We start from the raw sequence: 23,776 nt of genomic DNA, 5'->3' as shown, positions 1-23,776 counted from the left end.
AATCCGTTCGCGACCGACGCTTCCTGCTACGCGTCCCCCACCGGCAGTGCGCCCTTGTCGATCACCCGCCGCAGCACGAAACTCGAATGCACGCCCGTCACGCCCCCGATCCGCGTGATGCGGTTCAGCAGCAGTTCCTGATAGGCATCCATATCGCGCACGACCACCTTCAACAGGTAGTCCGCCGATTGCCCCGTGATCAGCAGGCATTCGACCACGTCAGGGATGTCGCGCACCGCAGCCTCGAAATCCTTGAAGCGTTCGGGCGTGTGCTGATCCATCGAGATCTGGATCAACGCCATCAGTGACAGGCCAAGCGCTTTCGCGTCCACTTGCGCCCGATAACCCGAGATGAAGCCCGCTTCCTCCAGCGCCCGCACTCGCCGCAGGCAAGGGGAGGGCGACAGGCCGATGCGGTCGGCCAGGTCCTGGTTGCTGATGCGTCCGTCCTGCTGGAGGATGCGCAGGATCTCGCGGTCGTAACGATCGATTTCCATGGGATTGCCGTGATTTTGAGCGATGACATTCATTATCGCGACGAATGGCGCCGCTGCGCAATAATCTGCCAAAAGAACAGGCTTTTTTCCTCAATAACGCAAGCCTCTGCCGACGCGTTTTGCGTAAGATGCATCCCATCGCACAACAACGAACGCAACGGAAACCCCCATGTTGACCGACCCGTCCCGCAAGTACCGCCCGTTCCCGCCGGTGAATCTCCCCGATCGCCAGTGGCCGAGCCGCGTCATCGACAAGCACCCGATCTGGATGAGCACGGACCTGCGCGACGGCAACCAGTCGATCTTCGAGCCGATGGACGCCGAAAAGAAATTGCGGCTCTTCCACACGCTCTGCGACATCGGCTTCAAGGAAATCGAAGTTGCCTTCCCGTCCGCGTCGCAGATCGAATTCGACTTCGTGCGCGAACTCATCGAAGGCGGCCACATCCCCGACGACGTGACGATCGAAGTCCTCACGCAGGCGCGCGAAGAACTCATCCGCCGCACCATGGAATCGATCCGTGGCGCGAAGCGCGTGATCGTGCACGTCTATAACGCCACCTCGGAAACCTTCCGCGAGACCGTCTTCGGCATGAGCAAGCCGCAGATCATCGACTTGGCCGTGTCGACCGTGAAGCTCATCAAGGAACTCGCCGCCCAGCAGCCCGAGACCGAGATCCGCCTCCAGTACAGCCCCGAGACCTTCACCGCCACCGAGCTCGACTTCGCGCTCGAAGTCTGCAACGCGGTCACCGAAGCCTGGGGCGCGACGCCGGACAACAAGGTCATCCTCAACCTCCCCGCGACGGTCGAGGTCGCGACCCCGAACATCCACGCCGACCAGATCGAGTGGATGCACCGCAACCTCTCGCGCCGGGACAGCGTCCTCATCAGCGTCCACCCGCACAACGATCGCGGCACCGCCGTCGCCGCCGCCGAGCTCGGCCTCATGGCCGGCGCTGACCGCGTCGAAGGCTGCCTCTTCGGCAACGGCGAGCGCACCGGCAACGTCGACATCGTCACGCTCGCGCTCAACCTCTACACGCAAGGCGTCAATCCCGGGCTCGACTTCTCGGACATCAACGCCGTCGCCAGAACCGTGGAGCACTGTACCCAGCTCCCGATCTCCCCGCGCCACCCATACGTCGGGGACCTCGTCTTCACGGCCTTCTCCGGCTCCCACCAGGACGCCATCAAGAAGGGCTTTGCCGCTCACAAGGCGGATCAACCGTGGAACGTGCCTTACCTCCCGATCGACCCGGCGGACGTCGGCCGCAGCTACGACTCGGTGATCCGGGTCAACAGCCAGTCCGGGAAGGGCGGGATCGCCTACCTGCTCGAAACCGAATACGGCATCGTCCTGCCGCGGCGCTTGCAGGTCGAATTCGCCACCGTCGTGCAGAAGCACGCCGACACCCACAAGGGCGAAGTCACCGCCGCCAACATCTGGCGCCTGTTCTCCGAGACCTACCTTGCCGATGACAAGTCCGTACGCTACGTCGAGCACCACCTCTTTGAGCACGACACCGCCCAGGGCATCCGCCTCACGCTCGAAGTCGCCGGCAAGACGCAGACCCTCGTCGCCGAAGGCAACGGCCCGATCGACGCCGCGGTGCGCGCACTGCACGGCATCGGCATCGACCTCCAGGTGCGCAGCTACGAAGAACGCTCCTTCGGCAGCAGCGCCCAATGCGGCGACGCCCGCGCCTACGCCCTGATCGAAATCGCGAAGCCGGGGGCCGGGGGCGACTGCTACGGCGTCGGCATCGACGAGAACATCGTCACCGCGTCGATCAAGGCGATGGTCAGCGCGCTGAATCGTGCCGGCGGAGCCGAGCTCGCGACTGAAAGTCCGCACGCGGCGTGACAAGATCGGTGGCGCGGACGCTCAGCGTTCGCGCTACAGCCTGTCCAGAGGGCTGACGACGCCCTGCCCACCCCGATTGAGCACATGCGTGTAGATCATCGTCGTCGAAACGTCCGCATGGCCCAGGAGTTCCTGAACCGTACGGATGTCGTAGCCGCCTTCGAGCAAGTGTGTGGCGAAAGAGTGGCGCAGGGTGTGCACGCTCACCGGTTTGTCGATATGCGACTCACGCACCGCCCGCTGGAGCCGCTGTTCATATAAATGATGGCGGCGCTCGATTCCGGATTGCGGATCGCGTGAAAGCCTGTCAGACGGCCACACCCAGAACCACGGCCATGATTCGGCCGCCCGTGGATATTTACGCGCCAGCGCATCGGGCATCGAGACGCCGGGAATCTTCGCCTGGCGGTCCTGCGTCCATATTCTCCGCGCGTGTTCCAACTGTCCGGCCAATGCAGGCGCCAGCATCGCAGGCAGCATCACGCGCCTGTCCTTCCCTCCCTTGCCTTCGCGCACCGTAATCTCGTTACGTTCGAAGCCCACATCCTTCACGCGCAAGCGCAGCGCCTCCATGAGCCGCATGCCCGTGCCGTAGAGCAGCCGCGCCAGATCCCCCTCTACGCCGTCCATCGCTGCGAGCAATCGCGCCACCTCGCCGCGCGACAGTACCGCCGGAACGCGTTCGCGCTGTTTCGGCCTGCCAATCTCGGTCATCCAAGGCAAGTCGATCCCGAGGACTTCGCGATACAAGAACAGGAGCGCGGAAAGCGCCTGGGCGTGTGTCGAAGGCGCCACCGCGCGCTCGCTGACCAGCCAGCGCAGGAAGTTCTCCACCTCGGAGGCGCCCATCTCGCACGGATGGCGCAAGCCCTGATGCCGGACGAAAAGGCGCACCCAATAGACATACGCCTATTCCGTTCGTATGCTGTAATGCTTGTGCCGGATACGGTCCCGCACCTGATCGAGCAGCCGCGCAGGCCTCGGATGGTCGCCGAAAGGCGTCACGGCGGGTTTGGGCGTGCTGGATATACTATTCATAAATACAGTATATCCAATAAGGATATGATTACAATGGCATCTACCGGTGACGTGCGCGCCAGCTTAGACAGCACGCAACTTATTTATGCAGCATTTTTGCTGTCTACAACACGTTCCCACAGATATACGGCGCTCGGCTGAGATCAAATTCCATAGTATGTCAAATGTATATTTATACAGCGTGAAAAATATGCTAATTTGCGAAGCGCAATTTGCGCGCACGCATAACACCGAAGGTGTTAGACGGACGCACAAGCAGCGCTTCGGAGTGATAAGCAGAATTTCATGTGCATTCACGCGACGTGCCACTGCAAGCCACCTCAGTTCCCGCCGCGGCGTATCCTGGAGAACTGATCGTCGAAGCGGACAGACCGGGCTTCGCCCGTTCTGCCGCTTAACTTTCTAGTTAGCCCTTCTTACAGTATTCACGGTACATTTATGCAATGACCTGCTACATCGTTTCCTTTCAAGCCAAGCAGCTTGCCGTTCGGCAAAGCTTACGGGAGCGTCTCAAGACGTACCCGAAGTACTGCCCAATCAATAACACGTGTTGGGCGATCGTCACAGACCAAAAAGCCGCCGAAGTCCGCGACTACCTAAAAGAGGTACTGGCCTCTGGAGACCGATTGTTCGTTGTCCGCTCTGGGACCGAAGCAGCATGGCGTAGTGCCATTAGCGTCAAACATAGCGATTGGCTGAAGAAGAATCTATAGCCATGGCCCAGAACAATAGACAGATTGACGACGGTACGCCCCTCCGAATTCGGCGGGGGCGAGTCGAATCGGTGGATCTCTATGAGATCAAGGACACTGAACTTGATGCACTGGAAAAAGGGACTCCAGCAGACCTACAGCTGAACTTTGCAATCTTTCTTCTATCGCTCGCATTCTCCGCAATCGCGTCTCTTGAAACCGCCACCTTTGCGACAAAATCTATTGAAACTACGTTCATCATTGTCGCCGTGGTTGGAATTTTGCTCGGCGTGTATCTCATGATTGCGTGGTGGCGTGCCAGAAGCGAAGTGAAAGAGTTGTGTAAGAGAATCCGGCAACGTATTCCACCCGATGTCCAGGCGCCCGATGAGGACGAAGAAGAGGAGCCCGCTTTAACTTCTAGTGCAGTCGGTGAAGTCAATGATGAGCCCTCTCCAAAGGGCTAACCCTACGCTCAACCGGACCGCCCAACAGCTGCGCTGTCGGGTTCCCTCCGCCCTGCGGGCTCCGGCGGCCGGTTAGCTCCACGTTAGGTGGCTAAAATGCAGATCCCGCCGCACAACCCCGAACTCATTGCCAAACGAGCCATCGAGCTCTTCGGTGGTCCTGAAGCCTTCTTTGCTGCGGCAGACAAGGAGCGCGAGGAGATCAATACCCGCTGGAACCAAAACGTCTCGACGATCGGCCGAATCCTCAGAGCTCACCTCTTCGTCGAGCACTATCTGACCCAGTATTTGGCCAAGGCAAATCCGCGGCTGGGTTCCATGACTGAAGCCCGAGTATCGTTCGCTCAGAAAGTCTCGCTTCTAGACACCTCGGAATCAGACATAGCGGCCATCCTTCCCGGCATCAAGCGGCTGAACGCCATCCGGAATCGCCTTGCGCACAACTTGAGCGCGCAAGTCACGCAGGAAGACGCGAAGGTCCTTTTGCAAAGCGAACGGTTTGCTGCTCTGCGCGCGGCAAGAGCGCCAAAGCAAGTAGCGAGCACTGATCCGCTAGACGTTCTGGATGACTTCGCATTGCACACGAGCATGGTTTTCACCTACGAATTCAGTCCTGTCTCGCAAGCAATTGCCAAGGCCATCGATGAAGTTCACTTCGGCCGCGAAGCCACCTAACCCTTCCATCGAGGGGACGTCGAACATCAGGCTTCGCCTGCTGTCGGCCGCCCCTCATGTCAAACGTTGGGCTGCATGCAAATATGCATCGGAAGTAATCCATGAAGCGCATTAAGGTTTCATTTCTGGCAGTCCTGCTTCTGCTGACCGCGCTATGGCTCGGTGCCGATACGCTGCTGCCGGATCCGTTCACCTACTTCTCGTTTCGCGCCGTATTCATGCAATACAGCGGGGTGCTCTGCATCGGCTTGATGAGTGTGGCAATGCTGTTGGCGCTGCGCCCGCAATGGCTGGAGCCGCATCTGGATGGGCTGGACAAGATGTACCGCCTGCACAAGTGGCAGGGCATTGCCGTGCTGGTGGTCGCCATCATTCACTGGTGGTGGGCCAAAGGCACCAAATGGATGGTGGGCTGGGGCTGGCTGGAAAAGCCATTGCGCAAGCCGGGTGCGGGGGAAGCCCTCGGCACCATTGAAGGCTGGCTGCGCAGCCAGCGGGGGTTTGCCGAATCCGTCGGCGAATGGGCCTTCTACGCCGCCGTCGTGTTGATCGTGCTTGCCTTGATCAAGCGCTTCCCCTACCACTGGTTCGTCAAGACCCACAAATGGATCGCTGTCGCCTACCTTGCCCTGGCCTATCACTCCGCCGTGCTCATCAAGATCGATTACTGGTCGCAGCCTGTCGGCGGGTTGCTGGCGGTCTTGCTGCTGATCGGCAGCGCTGCCGCGCTGCTGTCCCTGACGGGCCGGATCGGGGTCAGCCGCAAGGCCCAAGGCACCATCGTGGCGCTGACCGACTACCCCGCGCTACGCGTACTCGAAACTGCTGTCGTCCTGGAGGACGGCTGGCGCGGCCATACCGCCGGGCAGTTCGCCTTCGTCACATCGGACCGCAGCGAAGGCGCGCACCCCTATACCATCGCTTCCGCTTGGAATCCCACTGACCGTCGGCTCACCTTCATCACCAAGGCGCTGGGCGACCACACCAGCCGCTTGAGGGAAAGATTGAAGATCGGCATGCCGGTGACGGTGGAAGGTCCTTACGGCTGTTTCGACTTTGAGGATGCGCAGTCACATCAGATCTGGGTGGGCGCAGGCATCGGCATCACGCCGTTTATCGCCCGCCTCAAGCAACGCGCCGCCACGCCGGATGCAAAGACGATCGATCTCTTTCATCCGACTGCCGAGTTTGATCAGACCGCCATCGACCGTCTTACGGCAGATGCCCAGGCAGCAGGTGTGCGTCTGCACCTGTTGGTTGATAGCAAGGATGGACGCTTGAATGGCGAACGCATCCGTGCCACCGTGCCGGCATGGCAGTCGGCCAGCTTCTGGTTCTGCGGCCCGCCGGGGTTTGGTCAGGCACTGCGCGACGATTTTCTCGCCCACGGCCTGCCACCAGAGCGTTTCCATCAAGAGCTATTTCAGATGCGTTGATGGCAGCTTTTCCGATGAGGTCTATTTACTCAATGCCCGACCCATCATTCCGCCGGCGCTGCGCGATAAAGCCGCGCAGCGCTGGTGAATTCAAACATTAGGCATCTTGCGCGCGCACTCTTTTGCCACGAGTCCCTGCATGGCAACGTCCAAATGGCACACATGACATCGCAAACCACACCGTTCTGCTCTTGGGAAGGAAAGACGTTAGTTCTCAATATTCTCGGGACCCCGAGCGCCAAGAAAGACGCAATTGGAAAGGCCAAGGGCAGTCAGCTTAACGTCAGCGTCACCGCCGCTCCAGTGGCAGGAAGAGCGACCGATCACATGGTTCGGTTCTTGGCAAAAGAGTTCGGGGTGGCGCCAAACGATATTGATGTCGTTTTTGGCAGGTTCAATGTCAACAAGCAACTACGCATCAAATCGCCCAAGAGCCTTCCTTCCGTAATCAGCAAGGAACTGGCGCTGCAGAAAACCGATGCCTAACCTACGCTCAACGCGGACCGCCCAACAACTGCGCTGTTGGGTTTCCTCCGGACTTCAGCCTCCGGCGGCTGGTTTTAGCTCCACGTTAGAGAGCGGTCTTTGCAGGTGTGCTTCTCCGTACAGAACTATCAACCGTGATCGATGAAATTATGAAAAAAATCGGAATCATTGGCGGTCTTGGGCCGGAGGCTACCGCAGATTACTACAAACGCATCGTTGGATTCTTCCACGACCATAATCAAAGCCTCGCGACACCAGAAATCATTATCTACAGCGTCAATATCGAGGAACTGTTCAGTTTGGTCGCTGACCGACACTGGGACGCCTTAGTGGAGTGGCTGACGAGCAAGGTAACGGCTCTTAAGAATGCCGGCGCGGACTTTGCCGTTATCTCGGCGAATACCCCGCACATCGTATTCGACCAAGTTCAGGCTCAATCGCCTATTCCACTGATCAGTATCGTCGAAGCCACGCTTGAATCGGCGAAATCCGCAGGGCTAAAGACCATTGGTCTACTCGGTACACAATTTACGATGCAGTCCAATTTTTTTGGAGAGCGTTTTGCCAAGGATGGCATTACTATTGTCGTGCCAAGTGATCATGAGCAGCAATATATTCAATCCAAGATTGTTGCCGAAATTGAATTGGGTATATTTAACGATGCAACCCGACAAGAGCTTCTGTCCATCATCATGTCCATGAAAAACCGTCACAACATCGATGCGGTAATTCTCGGCTGCACGGAGCTCCCGCTAATTCTCACTGAAGGCTTCTCAGAGGTTCCATTTCTCAACACCACCGCGCTTCACGTTGCCGCTATATGTCAACACTGTATGCGCGCTCTCTGACTTTCCAGTCAACCGGACAACCGAAAGCGGGGCGCCTCTTCGAATCGCCTCGCGCGGTTGCCGGTGACTTCGAAGTTAGGCCGTCAATGCGATTAGGAGGAAGATTATATGAGCTTGTCCACGCCCACGCGTACCGTTTTTAATCTGGCGAAGGCGATCGCCGTTCTTCTGCTATTAGGCAACTCCGCGGTATTCGCACAAACTCCGCAAGAACGCGTCCACCAGATGTCACACAGCGTAATGCCCTTCGACATGTCGAAGACCATACACATCTTTAAAATGACAGAGTCGGGAGGCGTAGAGCGGGTCATCGCGAGGGACCCAAGCGAAAGCGATCAGGTTGCACTCATCAAACAGCATCTCAAGCATGAGGCTGAAAGATTTCAGCGTGGCGACTACTCAGACCCTGCGATGCTGCATGGCACCGACATGCCGGGCCTTAAAGAGCTTCGTGCCGGTGCTTCGGGCATCAAGGTCTCGTATGCCGAGCTATCCGCGGGCGCTGAGATCACGTTCAAGACAACCGATCTTCACTTGTTGACTGCTATACATCGATGGTTCGGCGCTCAGCTTTCGGAGCACGGCGCCGACGCGAAGGCGGAGTGATCGACGGCGCCTTAACAAGCAGGTGCAGTGAGACGTTAGCCCCCAGGAGCCATCATGACCGTGAAACGCATGGACAACGTCGGCATCGTGGTTGAAGACATCGATGCCGCCATTGGGTTTTTTACCGAACTTGGCCTTCAGCTTGAGGGGCGCGCCCCGATCGAAGGAGGCTGGGCAGACGGTGTCACTGGATTACGGGATATGCGGGTCGAAATTGCCATGCTGCGTACGCCGGATGGTCACAGCCGGCTTGAGCTGTCCCGGTTCATGGCGCCGCCTGTGGTCGCCGATCATCGTTGGGCGCCGGTGAACGCCCTCGGTTATCTACGCGTTATGTTCACCGTGGAGGACATTGACGATACGCTCGCCCGGCTTGGTAAATGCGGTGCGCAAGTCGTCGGCGAAGTGGTGCAGTACGAAGATACGTATCGGCTATGTTACATCCGGGGCCCCGAAGGAATCCTCATCGGGCTCGCGCAACAGCTCGGGTAAACACGGCATACCCGGTGGAGTATCGAATGAAGCCTTGCCCTATTCCTGCAGGTTGTCCATGTTCATGCCACGCAGAATTCCAGCGCATTTGGCCGGATGGACACGACAAACGAGCCGATGGTCGAGGGGAGACCCAAAACGCGGGTCTTGGTTCGCTCCGCAGGCGAGATGGCTAGCGTGTCGTGACGTTCGTCGCAAGTTGCGGGGCGTCATGCAACCGAATACGTCTTCGCCAGTCGACACCCACAGCGGTAACGTTTGAGGAGGTTTGAGATGACGCGAGTGCGAGTCGAGAGCTTCACCATTTCCCTTGACGGGTACGGAGCCGGGCCCGATCAGGACATCAACAATCCGCTGGGATTGGGCGGTACTGACTTGCACCGATGGGCGTTGCCGACGCGTACGTTCCAGCGCGCGCTCTTCGGCGCTGACAGCGGCACCACGGGCATTGATGAGCAATTTGCCGCGAGGGGGTTTACGAACATCGGCGCGTGGATTCTTGGCCGGAACATGTTCGGCCCGATTCGCGGGCCCTGGCCTGATCTGAATTGGAAAGGGTGGTGGGGCGATAACCCGCCGTATCACGTCCAGGTTTTCGTCCTGACGCATCATGCGCGCCCAGCCATTGAGATGGAGGGCGGCACGACATTTCATTTCGTCACGGGCGGCATTCTCGAAGCGTTGGACCGCGCGCGCGACGCGGCCGGTGGTAAGGACGTGCGTATCGGCGGCGGGGTCAATACGATTCGGCAGTATCTGTGCGCCGGTCTGATTGATGAAATGCATCTCGCCATCGCGCCCGTGCTATTGGGTAGCGGAGAGTGTCTGTTCGAGGAGGTTGATTTGCGTGCCTCGGGATACAAGTGCGTGCAGCACCTTGCTTCGGAAAATGCGACGCATGTTGTGCTCCGGCGCGAAGTGAAGTGATGCCGGACGCTGTTCGGGAGAAATGCTATGCAAAACGGATCCTGGTATTCCCGGTTTGCAAAACTCGCCGCACAGGTTTGCGGCCGTCCGCCAGTGTTCGCCTTGGCCGTCGGGGTCATCGTCCTTTGGGTCGTCACGGGACCAATTTTTGGCTTCAGTGACACTTGGCAGTTGGTGATCAACACCGGCACGACGATCGTCACCTTCCTGATGGTCTTCCTGATCCAGAACACCCAGAATCGGGACACGGAGGCGATCCAGGTAAAGCTCGACGAGTTGATTCGGGCGACGAAGGGTGCGCACAACGCGTTGCTCGATCTGGAGGAACTCGAGCAGGAAAAGCTCGACGCTTTCCGGAAGAAATACGAGGCGCTTGCGGCTGCGGCGCGTGCTGATCTGGATGTAGGAGCACTCGACACCGGCACGCCCGAGCCGTGAGTGGCACGGCCGCCGAGGCTCAAGCGGCTGCGAGGGCTCCGAGCCGGCGGATCGCGTCCTCGATGCGCGGCGACCACGGATTGCCGCAATTGAGCCGCAGGCAGTTCTTGAAGTGGCCGCCGGGCGAGAAGAGTTCGCCGGGGACGATGGCGATGCCGGATTCGGCCGCTTTCTCGAAGAGCGCCATGCCGTCGCTGCCGGCGGGCAGTTCGACCCACAGCACGAAGCCGCCTTGCGGTTGCGAGATGCGGGTGCCGGGCGGGAAGTAACGCAATACGGCTTCCGACATCTGCATGACCTGCTTCTGGAAGGCGCGGCGCAGGAAGCGCAGGTGGCGGTCGGAGGCGGTCGATTCGAGGTAGCGGGCGGCGACGGCCTGGGTGATGGGGTTCGTGGCGCCCGAGGTCAGGGTCTTCTGCAGCAGCACGTCGGCGTGAAAGCGGCCGGCGGCGACGTAGCCGAGGCGCAGCGACGGGATCAGCGTCTTCGACAGCGACGAGCACATCATGACGTTGCCGGTGGTGTCGAAGGACTTGAGCGGCCAGGGGCGTTGGGTGCCGAAATAGAGCTCGCCGAAGATGTCGTCCTCGATCACCGGAATGCCACGTTCGGCGGTGAGCGCGGCGAGGCGGCGCTTTTCGTCGTCGGGCATGAGGCTGCACAGCGGGTTGTTGAAGTTGGTGACGAGCAGGCAGGCGGCGATGCGGCGTTCGCGGCTGGCGATGTCGAGCGCGTCGACCGACAAGCCGGTGCGCGGGTGAGTCGGAATCTCCAACGCCTTGAGGCCGAGCTGCTCCAGCAACTGCAGCATCAGGTAATAGGACGGTGATTCGACCGCGACCGTGTCGCCCGGCTTCGTGACCGCGCGCAGACACAGCAGCAGGGCCTCGGTGCAGGAGTTGGTGACGACGATTTCGTCCGCCGACAGCGGCCGTCCCCAGGTCAGCGAATGCCGCACGAGCTGGCGTACGAGCTCGGGGTAGTTGAGCATCGAGTGGCTCGCGGCGTCGAGCAGATGCGTGGACTGACGGCCGATCTGGCCGTACAGGCGCTGGAGTGCGGCGATCGGCAGCAGTTCGGGAGCGGGCAGGGCAGCGCCGAGCGGCACCATGTCCGGCCGGTTGTTGAGCGTGATGACGCGCATCAGCCGGCTGCTGATGTCGACGGCGACGGGACGGCTGCGGCGCGGACGCTGCTGGGGTTCGAGCTGTGCGTTCTGGCTTGTCGCGGGTGGCCGGACGAAGAAGCCGGACTGCGGGCGCGCTTCGATCTGGCCGCGCTCTTCGAGCTGTCGCAACGCCTGGACGACGGTCGAGATCGAGAGCTTCTTTTCGCGCGCCATCGTTCGCACCGAAGGCAGCCGGTCGCCGGGTCGCAGGATGCGTTCCGCAATCATGCCGCCCAGCTCGTCGGCGAGCTGTTCATAGCGCAGCGAGCGTTCGTCCATGTCCATCCCTTGTGACGCTTTACCGCGCCATTGTCCCGCCGGCCTTGTCCCATCGAAAGATACAGTTGGCCCCGATTTCGACCAGTACACTTTCGAAAAGCGCCATCTGTATCGATGTCAATTTGACTTCCGTGTGTCTGTACTGGCTTGCCCGCAATTCCTAGACTGGCAGTGCGCGTTCAATGACGAAACCAGGAGAGCGATCATGCGGATGTTAACGAGCAACGGAACCTTCCAGCTGGACGAATGGAGCCCGCTCGCCTTTCGCGACGCCCGCGGACTGCGCGTGCAATGCACGCATGGCAGGGTGTGGGTCACCGTCGAAGGCCAGGCCGGGGATTTCTTCCTCGTCGCCGGCGAGGGGATGCGCATTGAAAGCAAAGGCCTAGTGCTGATCGAAGGCGTGCCGCACGGTAATGTCAAAATCGTCGCGGCAGCGCCCTGGCCGGTGCGCCTGGCCGGCCGCCTACTAAATCGCCTGTATCGCCGCCATCCGATGGATAGCACCGGGGCCGCAGGCGCGGCAGTCTGATTGAATCCGGATCGCAGGTTGCCTCAGGGGGCAGCCTGCGCGTTGAGCGCGTCGCGCGCGCGCTGCTTGGCCGCGATGTAGTCGGCGTGCGGAATGTAGAGCAGGTCGCCGAGGCGACGCATCAGATGGTTCTCGTGCGCGCTGAGGTGATCGTCGGCGAGCGCGACACGCCACAGCAGTTCGATCACGCGCAGTTTTTGCTCGGCACTGAAGCCCTTGTTGATGCGCGACGTGAAGCGGTGCAGGTCCGTCGCCTCGTTTGCCTCGGTCTGGGCGAGCTCGAAAAGCCGCGCCACTTCGTCGTCGTTCAGCGCAAATTTGTCGCGCAGCGCCTCCAGCACCGCCTCACGTTCTTCCGCGAGCACCTGCGAATCGCTGCGCATCACTTCGACCAGCAGCACCGCCGTCGCGAGCCGCAGCAGGTGTTCGCTCGAGGCCTCGTCTTCCGGCGAGGCGTCGAACAGCGAGCGGAAGAGTTCGTTGAGGGTGCGAAGCATCGAGCGGTCTCCATGAGCGGGGTCTGTGCGGACGCGGTTGCAGATAATGACAGCTCGTGCGCGCGAAGGTGCAAAAAGAAGGATGTCCGGCGGATCACGCCGAACTCGGCGCTAAACTTGGCGCATGGACCGATACACCGAAATCCGCAGCTTCGTTCTCGTCGCCGAGAAGGGCAGCTTTGCTTCGGCGGCGCTTGTAGAGGGCGTTACGCCGGTCGTGATGGGGCGGCGCCTGGATGGACTCGAAAAGCGCCTCGGCGTGCGCCTGATGCATCGTTCGACGCGCGGGCTCACGCTGACCGATCTCGGTGAGCAATTCCTCGAACAGTGCCGCCACCTGATCCACGAGTTCGACGAGGCCGAGACCAGCGTCAGCGCCGGGCGGGACATCGTCCGCGGGCATCTCGTCGTCTCGGCTCCCGCCGCTTTCGGGCGCCGCCACGTCGCCCCGCATGCGCCGGTCTTCAAGGCGCGCTACCCGGAGTTGAAGCTGTCGTTCAACCTCACGGACAGCGTCGTGGACCTTGTGCGCGAAGGCTACGACATGGCGATCCGCATCGGCGAGGTGACCGATCCGAACTACGTGGCGTTGAAGCTCTTCCCAAATCGCCGCGTGGTCTGCGGCGCGCCCGACTATTTCGCCCGACACGGCGAACCGCGCACGCTCGAAGACCTCGCCCGCCACAACTGCCTCGCCTTCAACCTGCAGGGCGGCCAGCAGCGCGGCTGGAGTTTCCTGCGTGACGGCAAGCTCGTCGCGGTGCGCGTCGACGGCGATCTCGACTGCAACGACGGCGAGCTCCTCTATAGCTGGGTGAAGCAAGGGTTGGGGATCGGTTGGCGTTCGACCTGGGAGATCCAGGCCGAACTCAAGCGCGGCGAGCTTGTGACCGTGCTCGATGAATTCGCGGCACCCGCCTACGACATCCAGGCCGTCTACCCGCAACAACGCTACCTGCCGGCGAAGGTGCGCCACTTCATCGAGTATCTGAAGGGCGTCTACAACACGCCGGGGTACTGGGAGGGCGGCTAGCTTCCGTTTGCTACTGCGCTCGGAAGCGGTAGCCCTGGTAGTCGAACACGACGCCGTCGCCGCCGACCGTCACCACGGTCACGCCGGGGCCCACCTCTTCGCCTTCCTGCACCAGGCGGTCATTGACGACGACCATCCGTTTGCCGGAGTCGCCGGCCGATGCGTACCCGGAGACCGTCAGGCGCGGCAGGCTGTTGCGCACGGCGGGCGGCAAGTCCTGGAGGTTCAGGATGCGGCCGGGCGTCGGGCGGGCGGGGGTCGGCGCGGGCGAGGACTGGGGAGATCCGCTGGCTTCCATCGGGCCCCGGGGGGCGAGCGGAGCCATCGCCACGGGCGCGGGCCGTGAAGGCGACGACGCTGCTGTTCGGGCTCTTGCGGGTTTCTTCTCGATGCGTTCTGCGGACTCGGTGCTCGTAGTACTCGATGGCGCGTCGGACGGCGGCGCGCTCGGACGTTCCTGGATCTGTTCCGTCGGTCTGGCTTGCGTCGGAGCGGGCTCGTGGGCGCGGGGCACCGCTGCCGCGATCTTCTGCTCTTCCCGTGCTTCCTGAGGTGTCTGCTGTCTTGCCTGCGCGGCTTCCTCCGGTGGGAGGGAGTGCGGATGGGTGGCGGGCTGCCACGGACGCCACCACCCGAGTACGGCCGCGAGCAGGGTGACGGCGAAGCCGGCCAGGACGTAGGGCTGATGGTGCACCGACCTTTCCGGGCGGGTGGCGGCGGTCGTCGCGGGGATCGTGCTCAGGTCCGGCACCTTGCCGCGTTGCCGTGCGTGTTCGGACTTCTGCAGCGCTTCGAGAATGTAGGACATCGTTATTGCCCCTGTCTCGCGAGAACGGGCGCCTCGCTGTCCGCCACGGCCGCGAGACGTACCAGGGTCATCGGGCCGACGACGCCGTCTTCGGGCAGACCGTTGCCGCGCTGGAAGGCGCGCATGCGCTGCTCGGCGGATGCGTTATACATGCTGCCTGCCCCGGCGTCCGGCAGTCCCTCCCAACGGCCGAGTTGGCGCAGCACCCATGCGACGTCCGGGCCGCGCATGCCGGGACCGACGCTGCGGTACCAGCCGGGCGGCGAGCGCCATAGCAGGACGTAGTTGCCGCGCCATTGCCGCTTGAGGCTTTCGAGCGAAACCTCGTGCGTGCTGCCCGCGAAGGCGAGCCGCGCATGCTCGGCGTCGAGCGCGACCAGGGTGACGAAGAAATTCGGCCCGTCGGCCTGGCCCAATTCCAGGATTGCCGGCGTGTTCATCGCGCGCAGTGAATCGAGGTCACCGTCTCGCCGCAGGCAGCCGATGCCGCGCGCCGCGGCAAGGCGACAGGCCTCGTCGATGCCGACGGCAGGCACTTCGATATTCCAGAGCGAGGAGAGACTGCGCACCGCCATCACCTCGTGCAGCCACTGCTCGGTCGGTGCGGGCCAGGCGATTTCCTCGGGCGGCGAGGGACGTGTTTCCGCGGGCGATGAGGCAGGCGTTTCGGCGGCTTGAGCGGCGACGGGGGCGGAATCCGATCGCACAGCCGCCCTCGACCGGACTGGCTCGCCATGCTCCGAAAGGTTGTAGCGCCAGGCCGCCGCAGCGCCGCCCGCAAGGGCCACGGCGAGCAAGGAGGCCAGCGCGATCTGCCTCAGGCCCGATCGCGGCGGAATACCGCCGAGCACTTCGCCCGCGGCCCGGTTCAAGGTCGCGGCACCGACCGCGTTCTTGCCTTCGACGTAGGCGCCGAGCAGGGCGCGGTCGCAGATGACGTTGATGAGTCGTGGCGTGCCGCCGCTGAGCCGATAGAGGCGGTCGATCACCTTTTGCGGGAAGAGCGCCTGTCGACCGCCTGCGACCGAGAGCCGGTGATCGATGTAGGCCGCTACGTCCGGCCGCGACAGCGGCTCGAGGTGGTAGCGCGCGACGATCCGCTGTGCGAGCTGGCGCATCTCGGGCTGCGCGAGCCGTTCGCGCAGTTCCGGCTGGCCGAGCAGGATGATCTGCAGCAGCTTGCGCTCGTTGGTCTCGAGGTTGGTGAGCAGGCGCAGTTGCTCCAGCACCTCGTTGGAGAGGTTCTGCGCCTCGTCGACGATCAGCACCGTCTTGCGCCCGCGCGCGTTGGCATCCAGCAGATAGCGGTTGATCAGGTCGACCAGCACCTTGATCGAGTGCTCGCCGGCCGGGGCCGGGATGTGGAGTTCGTCGCACAGCGTCGCGAGCAGTTCGACGGTGTCGAGCTTGGGATTCAGGATGAAGGCGACGTCGCAGTCGTCCGGCACCTGCTCCAGCAGGCAGCGGCACACGGTAGTCTTGCCGGTGCCGACTTCGCCGGTGAGCAGCACGAAGCCGCCGTCGACGCGCAGCCCGTACAGCAGGTGCGCCAGCGCCTCGCGATGACGTTCACTCATGAAGAGGTAGCGCGGATCGGGCGCGATCGAGAAGGGCGCCGCCGAAAATCCGAAATACTCGTTGTACATGCGTGCGTCTCGTGGAGCGGCCCCAGGTCGGTGCGCTGCGCTAGTGTCACATTACGCGCTGCGATGCGCAAACGGTCGGGGCATAATGCCGCGCATCCGTCTTTTCGCCGTTCGGCGCCTTTCCTCTCATGACCCGTTTGCGTCTTGCTTCCGCCACCGCCGTGGCCTACATCGCTGTCGTATTCGGTGGCACCCTGATCCAGTTCGCGTTGAGCGGCAGCGCTTTTACCTTGCGTTTCAGCTTCAGCCAGCCCTTCATCTGGCTCGCGGCAGTCGTCGCCGCGCTGATCGCGTGGGGGCTGTGGCGGCAGTACAAGTGGGCGTGGTGGCTGGGGATGGCCGCGGGCGGCTACCAGCTTTTCCGCGTGTCCGCGCCGATGGTGGAGCGCTTCAGCTTTTCGCGGCCGCCGGCCTTCGGTCCGCTGCTCGTCGCCGGCTTGCTGCTGGTGTTCCTGATCCTGCTCTTTCCGTCGAAGGTGCGTACCGCCTGCAACCGCTAAGGCCCGCTTCCGCATCGACGCGGAAGCCCCTTCCGCCATGTCGAATTCTCGTTCGCCGTCGCCCGCAGGCGAGGTGCGCTCGCTACAATCGCGACTTTTCGTCCGGTGACGTTTCGCCTGCCTGATGACGGTCCGAACCAAGAAGATGACAGCGCGCCGTGTCAGTGCGCCGGCGGTCCGGAATTCCACGCTTCCGCGCATCGTGGTGCGGATCTATTTTGCGATCGGGATCCTGCTCGCCATCGTCGTCCTCGCGACGCTGACCTTCCACCACATCGGCGACGGCAAAGCGACCTGGTCCGACGCCCTGCACATGACGTTGATCACGATCACGACGGTGGGCTACGGTGAAACGGTGCGCATCGACTCCCTGGGGGCCCGCCTGTTTGCAGGTTTCCTCGCGATCGGCGGGTTCGGCGTCCTGACTTTCCTTTTCACCAGTCTGACCATGTTGTTCATGGAAAAGGACTTCGACCAGACACTCCGGAGGCGCCGCATGGAAAAGCGGATCAGGAAGCTGCAAGATCACTACATCATCTGCGGTTTCGGTCGGGTGGGTCGCAATGTCGCCTACGAGCTGCATGGCACCGGACGCCACTTCGTCGCGATCGACGTGGAGCAGGCGCGCTTCGATGAGAACCAGGATAAGTACCCCGGACTGCTGTACCTGCACGGCGATGGCTCGGACGACGATCTGCTGCTCGCGGCCGACATCGAGGACGCGAAGGGCGTCTTCGCGGTGACCGGCGATGACTCGCGCAACCTGATGATCATCATCACGGCCAAGCAGCTCAATCCGACCGTGCGCATTGTTGCGCGTGCGCAGGAAACGCGGAACATGGCCAAGATGTACAAGGCCGGGGCGGACGCGGTGATCTCGCCAGACTTCACCGGCGGCATGCGCATCGCGTCGGCGATGGTGCGCCCACACGTCGTGGGCTTCCTGAACGAGATGCTGAAGTCGGAGAAGAAGTTGCGCGTCGAGGAGTTTCCGCTGCCCGACAATTTCCCCGCGACGCCGCTGTCGTCGCTGCAGTTGCGTAGCCCCGAGTACATCCTGCTCGCGGTGCGCGACGAAAAGGACTGGACCTTCAACCCGCCGGGGGAACTGCTGCTCTACCCCGGCAACGTGCTGATCGCGATGGCGAGCCCTGCCGGCCGCGCCGAGATCGAGGCGCATCTCGCGGAGTTCCTCGTCGGCTGAGCCGCGCTATGATGAAAACGTCGTCGTAAGCACGTTCGTTGCCGATTCCGCTGAAAGGAGCAAGCTGATGATCTACAAGGGAAGCTGCCATTGCGGTCGCATCGCCTTCGAGGTCCAGGGAGAGCAGCTGACCCAGGTCGTCGATTGCAATTGCTCGATCTGCGTCCGCAAAGGGGCACTGATGTGGTTCGTGCCTCGCGAGAAGCTGCGCCTGCTGACGCCGGAAGAAAACCTCAGCACCTATACCTTCAACACGCACACGATCAAGCACCGCTTTTGCGCGGTGTGCGGTATTCACCCCTTCGGGGAAGGCACCGATCAGTCGGGCAAGGCCATGGCGGCGATCAATGTGCGCTGCCTTGAAGGCGTGAAGCTCGCTTCCTTGCCCGTGAAGCATTTCGACGGGCGGTCGCGATAGTCGTCGCTGGCATTATTTACCGTTCTCTCTACCGGTAGAGGCGCTTCGGCTGGGCACGACGAATGCTCCATGGTGGTGCGCGGTCTTTTCCGCGTTCCATCAAAGGAGACTGAAATGCCTAAGGAACAAAGCGGTCAACGAGGCGGTAATCAACACAGCGGCCAAGGTTCCAGCGAAGGGGGCACCCGCCAGAGCCCGGGCCAGCGCGAACAGGGGCAGCAACACGGCTCCGGAAGCCAGCGCGACCAAGGGCAAGGCCGCGGCCAGGAAAGCGGATCGAGCAGCGGTAGCGGCCAGAAGGGGCGCGACAGCCGCTAGGAGCAGTCCTAAGTGCTCCCCTATGAGCCCAAACTGAGATGCATCCGCGGAGCGCGCGGCTTCGGCTGCGCGTTCCTCTTCCCGGGGCGATCCTCGCTGCGGATGGTGAGGCCGATGCGATGCACCGGCCGCCCTGGCTTTAGGCGGCGGGCGCGGCTCTGTAACAGCGCGGACAGCGGGCGGAGGAGGTGAGAGAATCGATTCCCTTGTTTGCCGTCCGGAATTTGCCTCATGAACGAGTTGTCCATGGCCGAGCTGCAGGCCACCCTCGTCGAAATCTCCGCCGCCGCTGCCGTGTTGCAGTCGCAGGTCAAGGCGCTCGTCGCAACGCACCCCAACCCGGCGGCCTTGCGCGATGTGTTCCTGCACGAAGTCGAGAAACACACCGCCCGTTCGCTTGCCTTGCCGGTGCCGGATCAACTGGTGGACCGCATTCAGACTCTGGCCGGACGCGTGCTGAAGGACATGCATGCGGCGCAGGCCGCCCGCAGCGAGGCGGGAGTGGCTGCGGTAGCGTAGTCCCCGTCGAACGCGCCTTGAGTCGCGCGTTCAAATCCCGGGAATGTCGATAGGCTCCTCGGGACGCCAGTCGCCATCCTCGGTATCGCGTCGTTCGACGATCGCCGTCTCCTCGCGCACGACCACGTCCTGTCCGCGCGCGACTTTACGCTTGGACCGCACGATCCGTAGTTCTTCCTTGAGCACGAGGCGGTGCTCGACGACCGCGATCGTTTCGTAGACCGGCACGATCAGCGCATCGCCGTCGGCCCTCGGTGGCAGGCGTTCGGCGACGACCTGGTTGATCGGGACTCGCTCGACCGACAGTTCGTCGACGACGTCGACCAGAGGAACGCGTTTCGTCTGCTCCTCGGATACGACCCGTACGCGCACCGCTTGTCCGGTCTTTTCGGTGACGCGCACGACCGACAAATCCTCCGTGATGACGGGGACGACCGTGGCTTGCGTATCGGCTGGGGTGTTGGAATCGCTCATGGCGCTACACGAAGTTGGAAGTTGCCGGAGACCCTGCAAGCGGTGGTCCCGGCAAGCCGGAAGGGAAGGCCGCGGAAGGGAAGGCCGTGACCCGCGAGGCAGGCGTGTAATTATTTCAAGGTGTCGCCCGTTCATGCCCTCACCAGCCCTCGGGAAGGAGGGGAATGTCTTTTGCAATCATGCCTGTCGCTGCACATCACATAATGATCGGAGCGAGACATGACACAGACAGTGATTAGCGTTTTCGATACGACCGAGCAGGCGCGCTCGGCCGAGCAACTGTTGATCAGGCAGGGGATCGAGCCCGGAACGGTCCATCTGACGAGGGCGCGGGCGACGGCGGATACCACGGGTGAGAAGCGCGACGAGGGGCTGCTGAGCGGCATCGGCCACTTCTTCAGCAATCTCTTCGGTACCGACGATTCGGACGAAGTGAGCACCTATTCGGAAGCGCTCAGGCGGGGCGGGGTCGTGCTTTCCGTCGATCTGCCGGATGACGTGAGTGCCGAGTCGGTCCGCTACACCTTGGAGGAGGCGGGCGCGGTCGACGTCGATGCACGCGTCGACGCGTGGCGCCAGCAGGGCTGGACGGGCTATCAGCCGGATTCGAAGCCCTACACGGAAGAGGAGATCGCGAAGGAGCGGGCGGTGCTGCCGGTCATCGAGGAACAGCTCGAAGTGGGCAAGCGCAAGGTGAACAAGGGCAGCGTGCGAGTGTATTCGCGCACCGTCGAGACGCCCGTCCAGGAGACCGTGAATCTTCGCGAAGAGCGTGCCAAGGTCGAGCGCCGGCCCGCGGATCGTCCGGCGACCGCTGAGGATCTCCAGGCTCTGGGCGAAAAGAGCGTGGAAATCGAAGAGACCGCCGAGCGGGCCGTGGTGAGCAAGACGGCCCGTGTGGTCGAAGAAGTGGTGGTTGGCAAGGAGGTCGCCGAGCGTTCGGAGACGATCGAGGACACGGTGCGGCGGACGGAGGTCGAGACTGAGCGTGCCGGTGGCGAGACGGAGGCGACGATCCGCGCGTTCGAGGACTATGAGCCGGAGTATCGGCAGGATTACCAGGCGAGGTACGCGTCGCAGGGCGGGGCGTATGAGGAGTATCAGCCGGCCTATCGTTATGGTTATTCGCTGGCCGGCGAGAACCGCTACCGTGATCGCGGCTGGGAAGACATCGAGTCGGATGTCCGCACCGGGTGGGAGCGCGAGCATCCGAACACTTGGGAGCGGATGAAGCTCGCGGTGCGCCACGGTTGGGAGCGGGTGACGGGGCGGCGCTGATGTCTCAGCGGATGGTGCCGTTGAGGAGCAGGTAGCCCGGAACCCAGCCGGTGAAGATGCCCTGGACGATCGAGGTCCAGGCGGCGAGGCGTGTGAGCGGTTTCTGCAGCGCGAGCAGCAGGAAGAAGAGTAGCCAGAGGCCGCTCCATGCCGCCCAGGAGGTTCCGAGCCAGAGGTCCCAGCTGCTTTTGGCGCCGGCCAGGGTTTCGACTGCGACCGGGACGGCGGTGATCGCGACGAAGAGGCTGAACCAGCCGAGTCCGCGGCCGTCTGCGCCGTTGTGGCGATTGAAGGCGACCCACAGGTAGGTGAAGGAGAAGAGCAGCGAGAAGGCGGCGGCTTTGATCGAGGCGGCGTCGGCGTCGGCGCCAAAGGCGAGCTTGAGCGAGACGAGCAGGGTGATGCCACCGGTGAAGAAGTTGATCAGCGGGATTTCGCGGTCACCGATGTGTCCGAGCATCCACAGGCCGTTGAGGATGAGGACGGCGCCTACGTAGAAGAGGGCTAGGCCGAGGAGCATGAGCGGGATCAGGTTGGTTGATAAGGACGAGGTCCGGTGCGGAGGCTGGGGCGCTGGGTTGGCGGCGTGAAACCCCCGTGCTGCTAACCCGCCGGGGCCGCACGGGGTATTCGCTCTGCGGCTGCGGAACTCGCTCTGCACCGCGCTTCCGCGGTGCGAGCTCAGACAGTCCTCGCCGCGCCGCGAACACCCCATACGTCCTCGGCTGCGTCGGGAGGTGCTGCCGACACTGATTGCTTTGCGGGCTCTAGCGGTCGAGGTCGATCAGCACCGTCTCAGCAAGCATCACTTCGTCGCAGTTATGGCCGTTGCCGGCGCGGTCGATGACGACGAAATCGCACACCGTATCCAGCGCCAGCAGCGGGTGGTGCCACACGCCGCGGGCGTAGTTGACGCCCTGGTCGCCGCGGGCGATGAAGACGCGCAGGTCTTCTGGTGAGGGAGGGTCGCCGGCGGGAGCGACGACAACCAGATACTCGCGGCCCGACATCGGTACGAAGGCCTGGCTGCCGAGCGGGTGGCGTTCCATCATCTCGATCGGGAAGGGCAGGGCGCGCGGTTCGCCGCGGAAGATCGACACGATGGCGTGCCCGTCGGGTCCCGGGTCAATCTTCGCGAGGTCGTGGTAGCGCGTTGTGTTGCCGCCGTTGATCGGGAACTGCCGCACCGCGTCGCCGGCTTCGATGACGTCGCCGAAGGGTGCGAAGGCATCCGGGGTTAACGGTTGGGCGACAAGCGTCCTGGGCGGAGACTCTGTCGCGGCGGGGAGAGCGTTCATGGCTGCTCTCATTTCTTCACTTTTCCCCAAAGGCGCAGGCGCGAGACGCCGCCGTCCGGGATGATGTTCAGACGCACGTGGGTGACGGGGCCGAGTTTCGCGATCTGTTCGGCGAAGCTGTGGATGGCGTCCATCGAGAGCTTCTGCTCGGGCAGCAGCACGGGCCAGAACATGCTCTGGGTGATCACGGACTGGTCGGTGCCGCCCTCGACGAAGGCGGCCTGGATCGAGCAGCGGTCGGGGTAGTTGCCCTTGAAATGGGCAGTGTCGACTTCGATCTTCTCGATCGTCCCGGCGGCGCCCAGTTGCAGGATGCACCAGTCGTTGCCCGGCTCGCGGCGGCGGCGCGTTTCCCAGCCGTCGCCCATGTTCTCGCCACGGCCCGGCATCAGCATGCGGGACGCCGGCCCGAAGTGCTCGTTGTTCGCTTCCACCACGTAGGCGCCGTTTTCCATGGCGGCCAGGTCGAATAGCTTGATGCGGTCCGCGCCCTTCCAATCGACTTGCGGCTGGCCGTACACGCGCAGACGGGCGATACCGCCGTCCGGGAAGATGTTCACGCGCAGGTGCGTGAAGGCGCCCGGGTTGCTCACGGCCACGTAAGCGTGGCTGTTGCCCTGCAGGGTGGTCGACGGAACGATTTCGGTCCACTGCGTGGCGTCGGTCGGCTCGCCGTCCGGCAGGTAAGCGGCTTCGATGGACGCGGCCGGCGGGAAGTTGCCGGTGAAATGGCTGGTGTCGATGTCCACGCCCTTCACGACGCCCGAGCGGGCCAGCTTGACGATGCAGTGGTCGTAACCGCCGTTGCGGCGACGGCGCGTTTCCCAGCCGTCCATCCATTTGCCGTGATCGTCGTACTTGCCGGGGATGAAGACGGCCGGCTCGGGGTTGAGCATGCGGTCTTTCGGTGCGAAGAATTCGTCGGTCGCGAACGTGGCCACGGCACCCAGGCGCGGGTCGGCCAGGTTCGGATAGCGGCGGGTGAATTCAGGGGCGTTCGGATCGAGCGTAGGCAGCGCCATGGGGATCTCCTTGGTATCGGTCTCGTGGATGTTATACGGCGGGCCACATCGGGCAAGAACAGCGCAACGGGCGGGCCGGAGGTGCAGCGTGTGGAGGCAAATGCGCAAGGCATTGCAAGACTGCATGCGGGTCATCCTAGCACGTGAATTCAAGAATTGCATACAAAAAATGTATCGCCTATGATGCCGTCACCGCTCAACAATTCAGCACGACACTTTTGTGCGATGCGACGAGCGCAACAGAGCTTTTCCGACAATCGCGGTAGACGAGAAAGGAGGCTCACGACATCTGAAATCCAAAGGAGGATTCACC

General features: G+C 62.5%; 27 protein-coding genes and 1 pseudogene. 18 read left to right on the top strand and 10 right to left on the bottom strand.

What is annotated here, in order from left to right; translation table 11 throughout:
* Positions 1-26 precede the first annotated feature (26 nt).
* Positions 27-497, bottom strand: coding sequence for an Lrp/AsnC family transcriptional regulator (locus tag VJ673_RS23180; protein ID WP_324128550.1), 471 nt, complete (start codon positions 495-497; stop codon positions 27-29).
* A 169-nt stretch (positions 498-666) separates the two neighbouring features.
* Here VJ673_RS23180 and leuA point away from each other — a divergent pair, with 169 nt between their 5' ends.
* Entirely contained in the window at positions 667-2,364 is a 1,698-nt protein-coding gene (gene leuA / locus VJ673_RS23175) for a 2-isopropylmalate synthase (protein ID WP_324128549.1), read from the top strand.
* Between the two features lie 33 nt (positions 2,365-2,397).
* Here the strand turns inward: leuA and VJ673_RS23170 are convergent.
* Positions 2,398-3,261 (bottom strand): annotated as a pseudogene (locus VJ673_RS23170) (integron integrase); the annotation flags it as partial.
* An 856-nt stretch (positions 3,262-4,117) separates the two neighbouring features.
* Between VJ673_RS23170 and VJ673_RS23165 the strand changes: the two are divergent.
* The 9 genes from VJ673_RS23165 (at position 4,118) to VJ673_RS23125 (ending at position 10,469) form a co-directional block, all read left to right on the top strand.
* Complete coding sequence (locus tag VJ673_RS23165; protein ID WP_324128548.1) at positions 4,118-4,561, top strand: hypothetical protein; 444 nt, start codon at positions 4,118-4,120, stop codon at positions 4,559-4,561.
* A gap of 96 nt (positions 4,562-4,657) precedes the next feature.
* Positions 4,658-5,236, top strand: a complete 579-nt coding sequence (locus VJ673_RS23160) for a hypothetical protein (RefSeq protein ID WP_324128547.1) — start codon at positions 4,658-4,660, stop codon at positions 5,234-5,236.
* Positions 5,237-5,337: 101 nt separating this feature from the next.
* Positions 5,338-6,672: a ferredoxin reductase family protein gene (locus VJ673_RS23155; RefSeq protein ID WP_324128546.1), complete on the top strand. Its 1,335-nt coding sequence runs from the start codon at positions 5,338-5,340 to the stop codon at positions 6,670-6,672.
* Positions 6,673-6,825: 153 nt separating this feature from the next.
* Positions 6,826-7,158: a DUF167 domain-containing protein gene (locus VJ673_RS23150; protein ID WP_324128545.1), complete on the top strand. Its 333-nt coding sequence runs from the start codon at positions 6,826-6,828 to the stop codon at positions 7,156-7,158.
* Positions 7,159-7,292: 134 nt separating this feature from the next.
* Positions 7,293-8,006, top strand: coding sequence for an aspartate/glutamate racemase family protein (locus VJ673_RS23145; protein WP_324128544.1), 714 nt, complete (start codon positions 7,293-7,295; stop codon positions 8,004-8,006).
* Between the two features lie 108 nt (positions 8,007-8,114).
* Positions 8,115-8,612 (top strand): hypothetical protein, encoded by a 498-nt coding sequence (locus VJ673_RS23140; protein ID WP_324128543.1) that lies wholly within the window; start codon positions 8,115-8,117, stop codon positions 8,610-8,612.
* 54 nt (positions 8,613-8,666) lie between these two features.
* A complete protein-coding gene (locus tag VJ673_RS23135) occupies positions 8,667-9,104 on the top strand; it encodes a VOC family protein (protein ID WP_324128542.1) in 438 nt (145 codons plus the stop codon).
* Between the two features lie 273 nt (positions 9,105-9,377).
* Positions 9,378-10,031 carry a dihydrofolate reductase family protein gene (locus VJ673_RS23130; protein ID WP_324128541.1) on the top strand — a complete coding sequence of 218 codons (654 nt, stop codon included), beginning with the start codon at positions 9,378-9,380 and terminating at the stop codon, positions 10,029-10,031.
* A 27-nt stretch (positions 10,032-10,058) separates the two neighbouring features.
* Positions 10,059-10,469: a low affinity iron permease family protein gene (locus VJ673_RS23125; protein WP_324128540.1), complete on the top strand. Its 411-nt coding sequence runs from the start codon at positions 10,059-10,061 to the stop codon at positions 10,467-10,469.
* A 19-nt stretch (positions 10,470-10,488) separates the two neighbouring features.
* Here the strand turns inward: VJ673_RS23125 and VJ673_RS23120 are convergent, their stop codons facing one another.
* Positions 10,489-11,916 (bottom strand): aminotransferase-like domain-containing protein, encoded by a 1,428-nt coding sequence (locus VJ673_RS23120; protein WP_324128539.1) that lies wholly within the window; start codon positions 11,914-11,916, stop codon positions 10,489-10,491.
* 205 nt (positions 11,917-12,121) lie between these two features.
* Between VJ673_RS23120 and VJ673_RS23115 the strand changes: the two genes are divergently transcribed.
* On the top strand, positions 12,122-12,448 hold the full coding sequence (locus VJ673_RS23115; RefSeq protein WP_324128538.1) for a DUF2917 domain-containing protein: 327 nt from the start codon (positions 12,122-12,124) through the stop codon (positions 12,446-12,448).
* Between the two features lie 23 nt (positions 12,449-12,471).
* On the opposite strand, the gene VJ673_RS23110 is transcribed toward VJ673_RS23115, so the two are convergent.
* On the bottom strand, positions 12,472-12,945 hold the full coding sequence (locus VJ673_RS23110; RefSeq protein ID WP_324128537.1) for a tellurite resistance TerB family protein: 474 nt from the start codon (positions 12,943-12,945) through the stop codon (positions 12,472-12,474).
* A gap of 124 nt (positions 12,946-13,069) precedes the next feature.
* On the opposite strand from VJ673_RS23110, the gene VJ673_RS23105 reads away from it, so the two are divergent.
* On the top strand, positions 13,070-13,978 hold the full coding sequence (locus tag VJ673_RS23105) for a LysR family transcriptional regulator (RefSeq protein ID WP_324128536.1): 909 nt from the start codon (positions 13,070-13,072) through the stop codon (positions 13,976-13,978).
* A gap of 10 nt (positions 13,979-13,988) precedes the next feature.
* On the opposite strand, the gene VJ673_RS23100 is transcribed toward VJ673_RS23105, so the two are convergent.
* Positions 13,989-14,786, bottom strand: a complete 798-nt coding sequence (locus VJ673_RS23100) for a general secretion pathway protein GspB (protein WP_324128535.1) — start codon at positions 14,784-14,786, stop codon at positions 13,989-13,991.
* Between the two features lie 2 nt (positions 14,787-14,788).
* Positions 14,789-16,432: an AAA family ATPase gene (locus VJ673_RS23095; RefSeq protein WP_324128534.1), complete on the bottom strand. Its 1,644-nt coding sequence runs from the start codon at positions 16,430-16,432 to the stop codon at positions 14,789-14,791.
* Between the two features lie 128 nt (positions 16,433-16,560).
* Here VJ673_RS23095 and VJ673_RS23090 point away from each other — a divergent pair, with 128 nt between their 5' ends.
* From VJ673_RS23090 to VJ673_RS23070, 5 genes are all read left to right on the top strand, one after another.
* A complete protein-coding gene (locus tag VJ673_RS23090; protein ID WP_324128533.1) occupies positions 16,561-16,932 on the top strand; it encodes a hypothetical protein in 372 nt (123 codons plus the stop codon).
* Positions 16,933-17,077: 145 nt separating this feature from the next.
* Entirely contained in the window at positions 17,078-18,136 is a 1,059-nt protein-coding gene (locus VJ673_RS23085; RefSeq protein WP_324128532.1) for a potassium channel family protein, read from the top strand.
* A 67-nt stretch (positions 18,137-18,203) separates the two neighbouring features.
* On the top strand, positions 18,204-18,554 hold the full coding sequence (locus tag VJ673_RS23080; protein ID WP_324128531.1) for a GFA family protein: 351 nt from the start codon (positions 18,204-18,206) through the stop codon (positions 18,552-18,554).
* 114 nt (positions 18,555-18,668) lie between these two features.
* Positions 18,669-18,872: a hypothetical protein gene (locus VJ673_RS23075; protein ID WP_324128530.1), complete on the top strand. Its 204-nt coding sequence runs from the start codon at positions 18,669-18,671 to the stop codon at positions 18,870-18,872.
* A 231-nt stretch (positions 18,873-19,103) separates the two neighbouring features.
* Positions 19,104-19,391, top strand: a complete 288-nt coding sequence (locus VJ673_RS23070) for a hypothetical protein (protein WP_324128529.1) — start codon at positions 19,104-19,106, stop codon at positions 19,389-19,391.
* 30 nt (positions 19,392-19,421) lie between these two features.
* Here the strand turns inward: VJ673_RS23070 and VJ673_RS23065 are convergent, their stop codons facing one another.
* Positions 19,422-19,865, bottom strand: coding sequence for a DUF2382 domain-containing protein (locus VJ673_RS23065; RefSeq protein WP_324128528.1), 444 nt, complete (start codon positions 19,863-19,865; stop codon positions 19,422-19,424).
* 219 nt (positions 19,866-20,084) lie between these two features.
* Here VJ673_RS23065 and VJ673_RS23060 point away from each other — a divergent pair, with 219 nt between their 5' ends.
* On the top strand, positions 20,085-21,143 hold the full coding sequence (locus VJ673_RS23060) for a YsnF/AvaK domain-containing protein (protein WP_324128527.1): 1,059 nt from the start codon (positions 20,085-20,087) through the stop codon (positions 21,141-21,143).
* 4 nt (positions 21,144-21,147) lie between these two features.
* Here VJ673_RS23060 and VJ673_RS23055 read toward each other — a convergent pair whose 3' ends face one another.
* The 3 genes from VJ673_RS23055 to alc form a co-directional block, all read right to left on the bottom strand.
* Positions 21,148-21,663, bottom strand: a complete 516-nt coding sequence (locus VJ673_RS23055) for an AmiS/UreI family transporter (RefSeq protein ID WP_324128526.1) — start codon at positions 21,661-21,663, stop codon at positions 21,148-21,150.
* A 247-nt stretch (positions 21,664-21,910) separates the two neighbouring features.
* Positions 21,911-22,441: an ureidoglycolate lyase gene (locus tag VJ673_RS23050; protein ID WP_324128525.1), complete on the bottom strand. Its 531-nt coding sequence runs from the start codon at positions 22,439-22,441 to the stop codon at positions 21,911-21,913.
* An 8-nt stretch (positions 22,442-22,449) separates the two neighbouring features.
* Positions 22,450-23,463 carry an allantoicase gene (alc, locus tag VJ673_RS23045; protein WP_324128524.1) on the bottom strand — a complete coding sequence of 338 codons (1,014 nt, stop codon included), beginning with the start codon at positions 23,461-23,463 and terminating at the stop codon, positions 22,450-22,452.
* Positions 23,464-23,776 lie beyond the last annotated feature (313 nt).

The sequence above is a fragment of the Aromatoleum sp. genome (assembly GCF_035254505.1).
Taxonomy (GTDB): Bacteria; Pseudomonadota; Gammaproteobacteria; order Burkholderiales; family Rhodocyclaceae; genus Aromatoleum.
This window is presented reverse-complemented; position numbering and strand designations above follow the sequence as displayed.

Coding starts and splice junctions, on each gene's coding strand:
- VJ673_RS23070 (WP_324128529.1), top strand. CDS start 19,104: ATGAACGAGTTGTCCATGGCCGAGCTGCAGGCCACCCTCGTCGAAATC.
- VJ673_RS23125 (WP_324128540.1), top strand. CDS start 10,059: ATGCAAAACGGATCCTGGTATTCCCGGTTTGCAAAACTCGCCGCACAG.
- VJ673_RS23075 (WP_324128530.1), top strand. CDS start 18,669: ATGCCTAAGGAACAAAGCGGTCAACGAGGCGGTAATCAACACAGCGGC.
- VJ673_RS23180 (WP_324128550.1), bottom strand. CDS start 497: ATGGAAATCGATCGTTACGACCGCGAGATCCTGCGCATCCTCCAGCAG.
- VJ673_RS23110 (WP_324128537.1), bottom strand. CDS start 12,945: ATGCTTCGCACCCTCAACGAACTCTTCCGCTCGCTGTTCGACGCCTCG.
- VJ673_RS23085 (WP_324128532.1), top strand. CDS start 17,078: ATGACAGCGCGCCGTGTCAGTGCGCCGGCGGTCCGGAATTCCACGCTT.
- VJ673_RS23050 (WP_324128525.1), bottom strand. CDS start 22,441: ATGAACGCTCTCCCCGCCGCGACAGAGTCTCCGCCCAGGACGCTTGTC.
- VJ673_RS23105 (WP_324128536.1), top strand. CDS start 13,070: ATGGACCGATACACCGAAATCCGCAGCTTCGTTCTCGTCGCCGAGAAG.
- VJ673_RS23060 (WP_324128527.1), top strand. CDS start 20,085: ATGACACAGACAGTGATTAGCGTTTTCGATACGACCGAGCAGGCGCGC.
- VJ673_RS23090 (WP_324128533.1), top strand. CDS start 16,561: ATGACCCGTTTGCGTCTTGCTTCCGCCACCGCCGTGGCCTACATCGCT.
- VJ673_RS23095 (WP_324128534.1), bottom strand. CDS start 16,432: ATGTACAACGAGTATTTCGGATTTTCGGCGGCGCCCTTCTCGATCGCG.
- VJ673_RS23130 (WP_324128541.1), top strand. CDS start 9,378: ATGACGCGAGTGCGAGTCGAGAGCTTCACCATTTCCCTTGACGGGTAC.
- VJ673_RS23160 (WP_324128547.1), top strand. CDS start 4,658: ATGCAGATCCCGCCGCACAACCCCGAACTCATTGCCAAACGAGCCATC.
- VJ673_RS23115 (WP_324128538.1), top strand. CDS start 12,122: ATGCGGATGTTAACGAGCAACGGAACCTTCCAGCTGGACGAATGGAGC.
- VJ673_RS23065 (WP_324128528.1), bottom strand. CDS start 19,865: ATGAGCGATTCCAACACCCCAGCCGATACGCAAGCCACGGTCGTCCCC.
- VJ673_RS23100 (WP_324128535.1), bottom strand. CDS start 14,786: ATGTCCTACATTCTCGAAGCGCTGCAGAAGTCCGAACACGCACGGCAA.
- VJ673_RS23120 (WP_324128539.1), bottom strand. CDS start 11,916: ATGGACGAACGCTCGCTGCGCTATGAACAGCTCGCCGACGAGCTGGGC.
- alc (WP_324128524.1), bottom strand. CDS start 23,463: ATGGCGCTGCCTACGCTCGATCCGAACGCCCCTGAATTCACCCGCCGC.
- VJ673_RS23135 (WP_324128542.1), top strand. CDS start 8,667: ATGACCGTGAAACGCATGGACAACGTCGGCATCGTGGTTGAAGACATC.
- VJ673_RS23140 (WP_324128543.1), top strand. CDS start 8,115: ATGAGCTTGTCCACGCCCACGCGTACCGTTTTTAATCTGGCGAAGGCG.
- leuA (WP_324128549.1), top strand. CDS start 667: ATGTTGACCGACCCGTCCCGCAAGTACCGCCCGTTCCCGCCGGTGAAT.
- VJ673_RS23055 (WP_324128526.1), bottom strand. CDS start 21,663: ATGCTCCTCGGCCTAGCCCTCTTCTACGTAGGCGCCGTCCTCATCCTC.
- VJ673_RS23150 (WP_324128545.1), top strand. CDS start 6,826: ATGGCACACATGACATCGCAAACCACACCGTTCTGCTCTTGGGAAGGA.
- VJ673_RS23165 (WP_324128548.1), top strand. CDS start 4,118: ATGGCCCAGAACAATAGACAGATTGACGACGGTACGCCCCTCCGAATT.
- VJ673_RS23155 (WP_324128546.1), top strand. CDS start 5,338: ATGAAGCGCATTAAGGTTTCATTTCTGGCAGTCCTGCTTCTGCTGACC.
- VJ673_RS23080 (WP_324128531.1), top strand. CDS start 18,204: ATGATCTACAAGGGAAGCTGCCATTGCGGTCGCATCGCCTTCGAGGTC.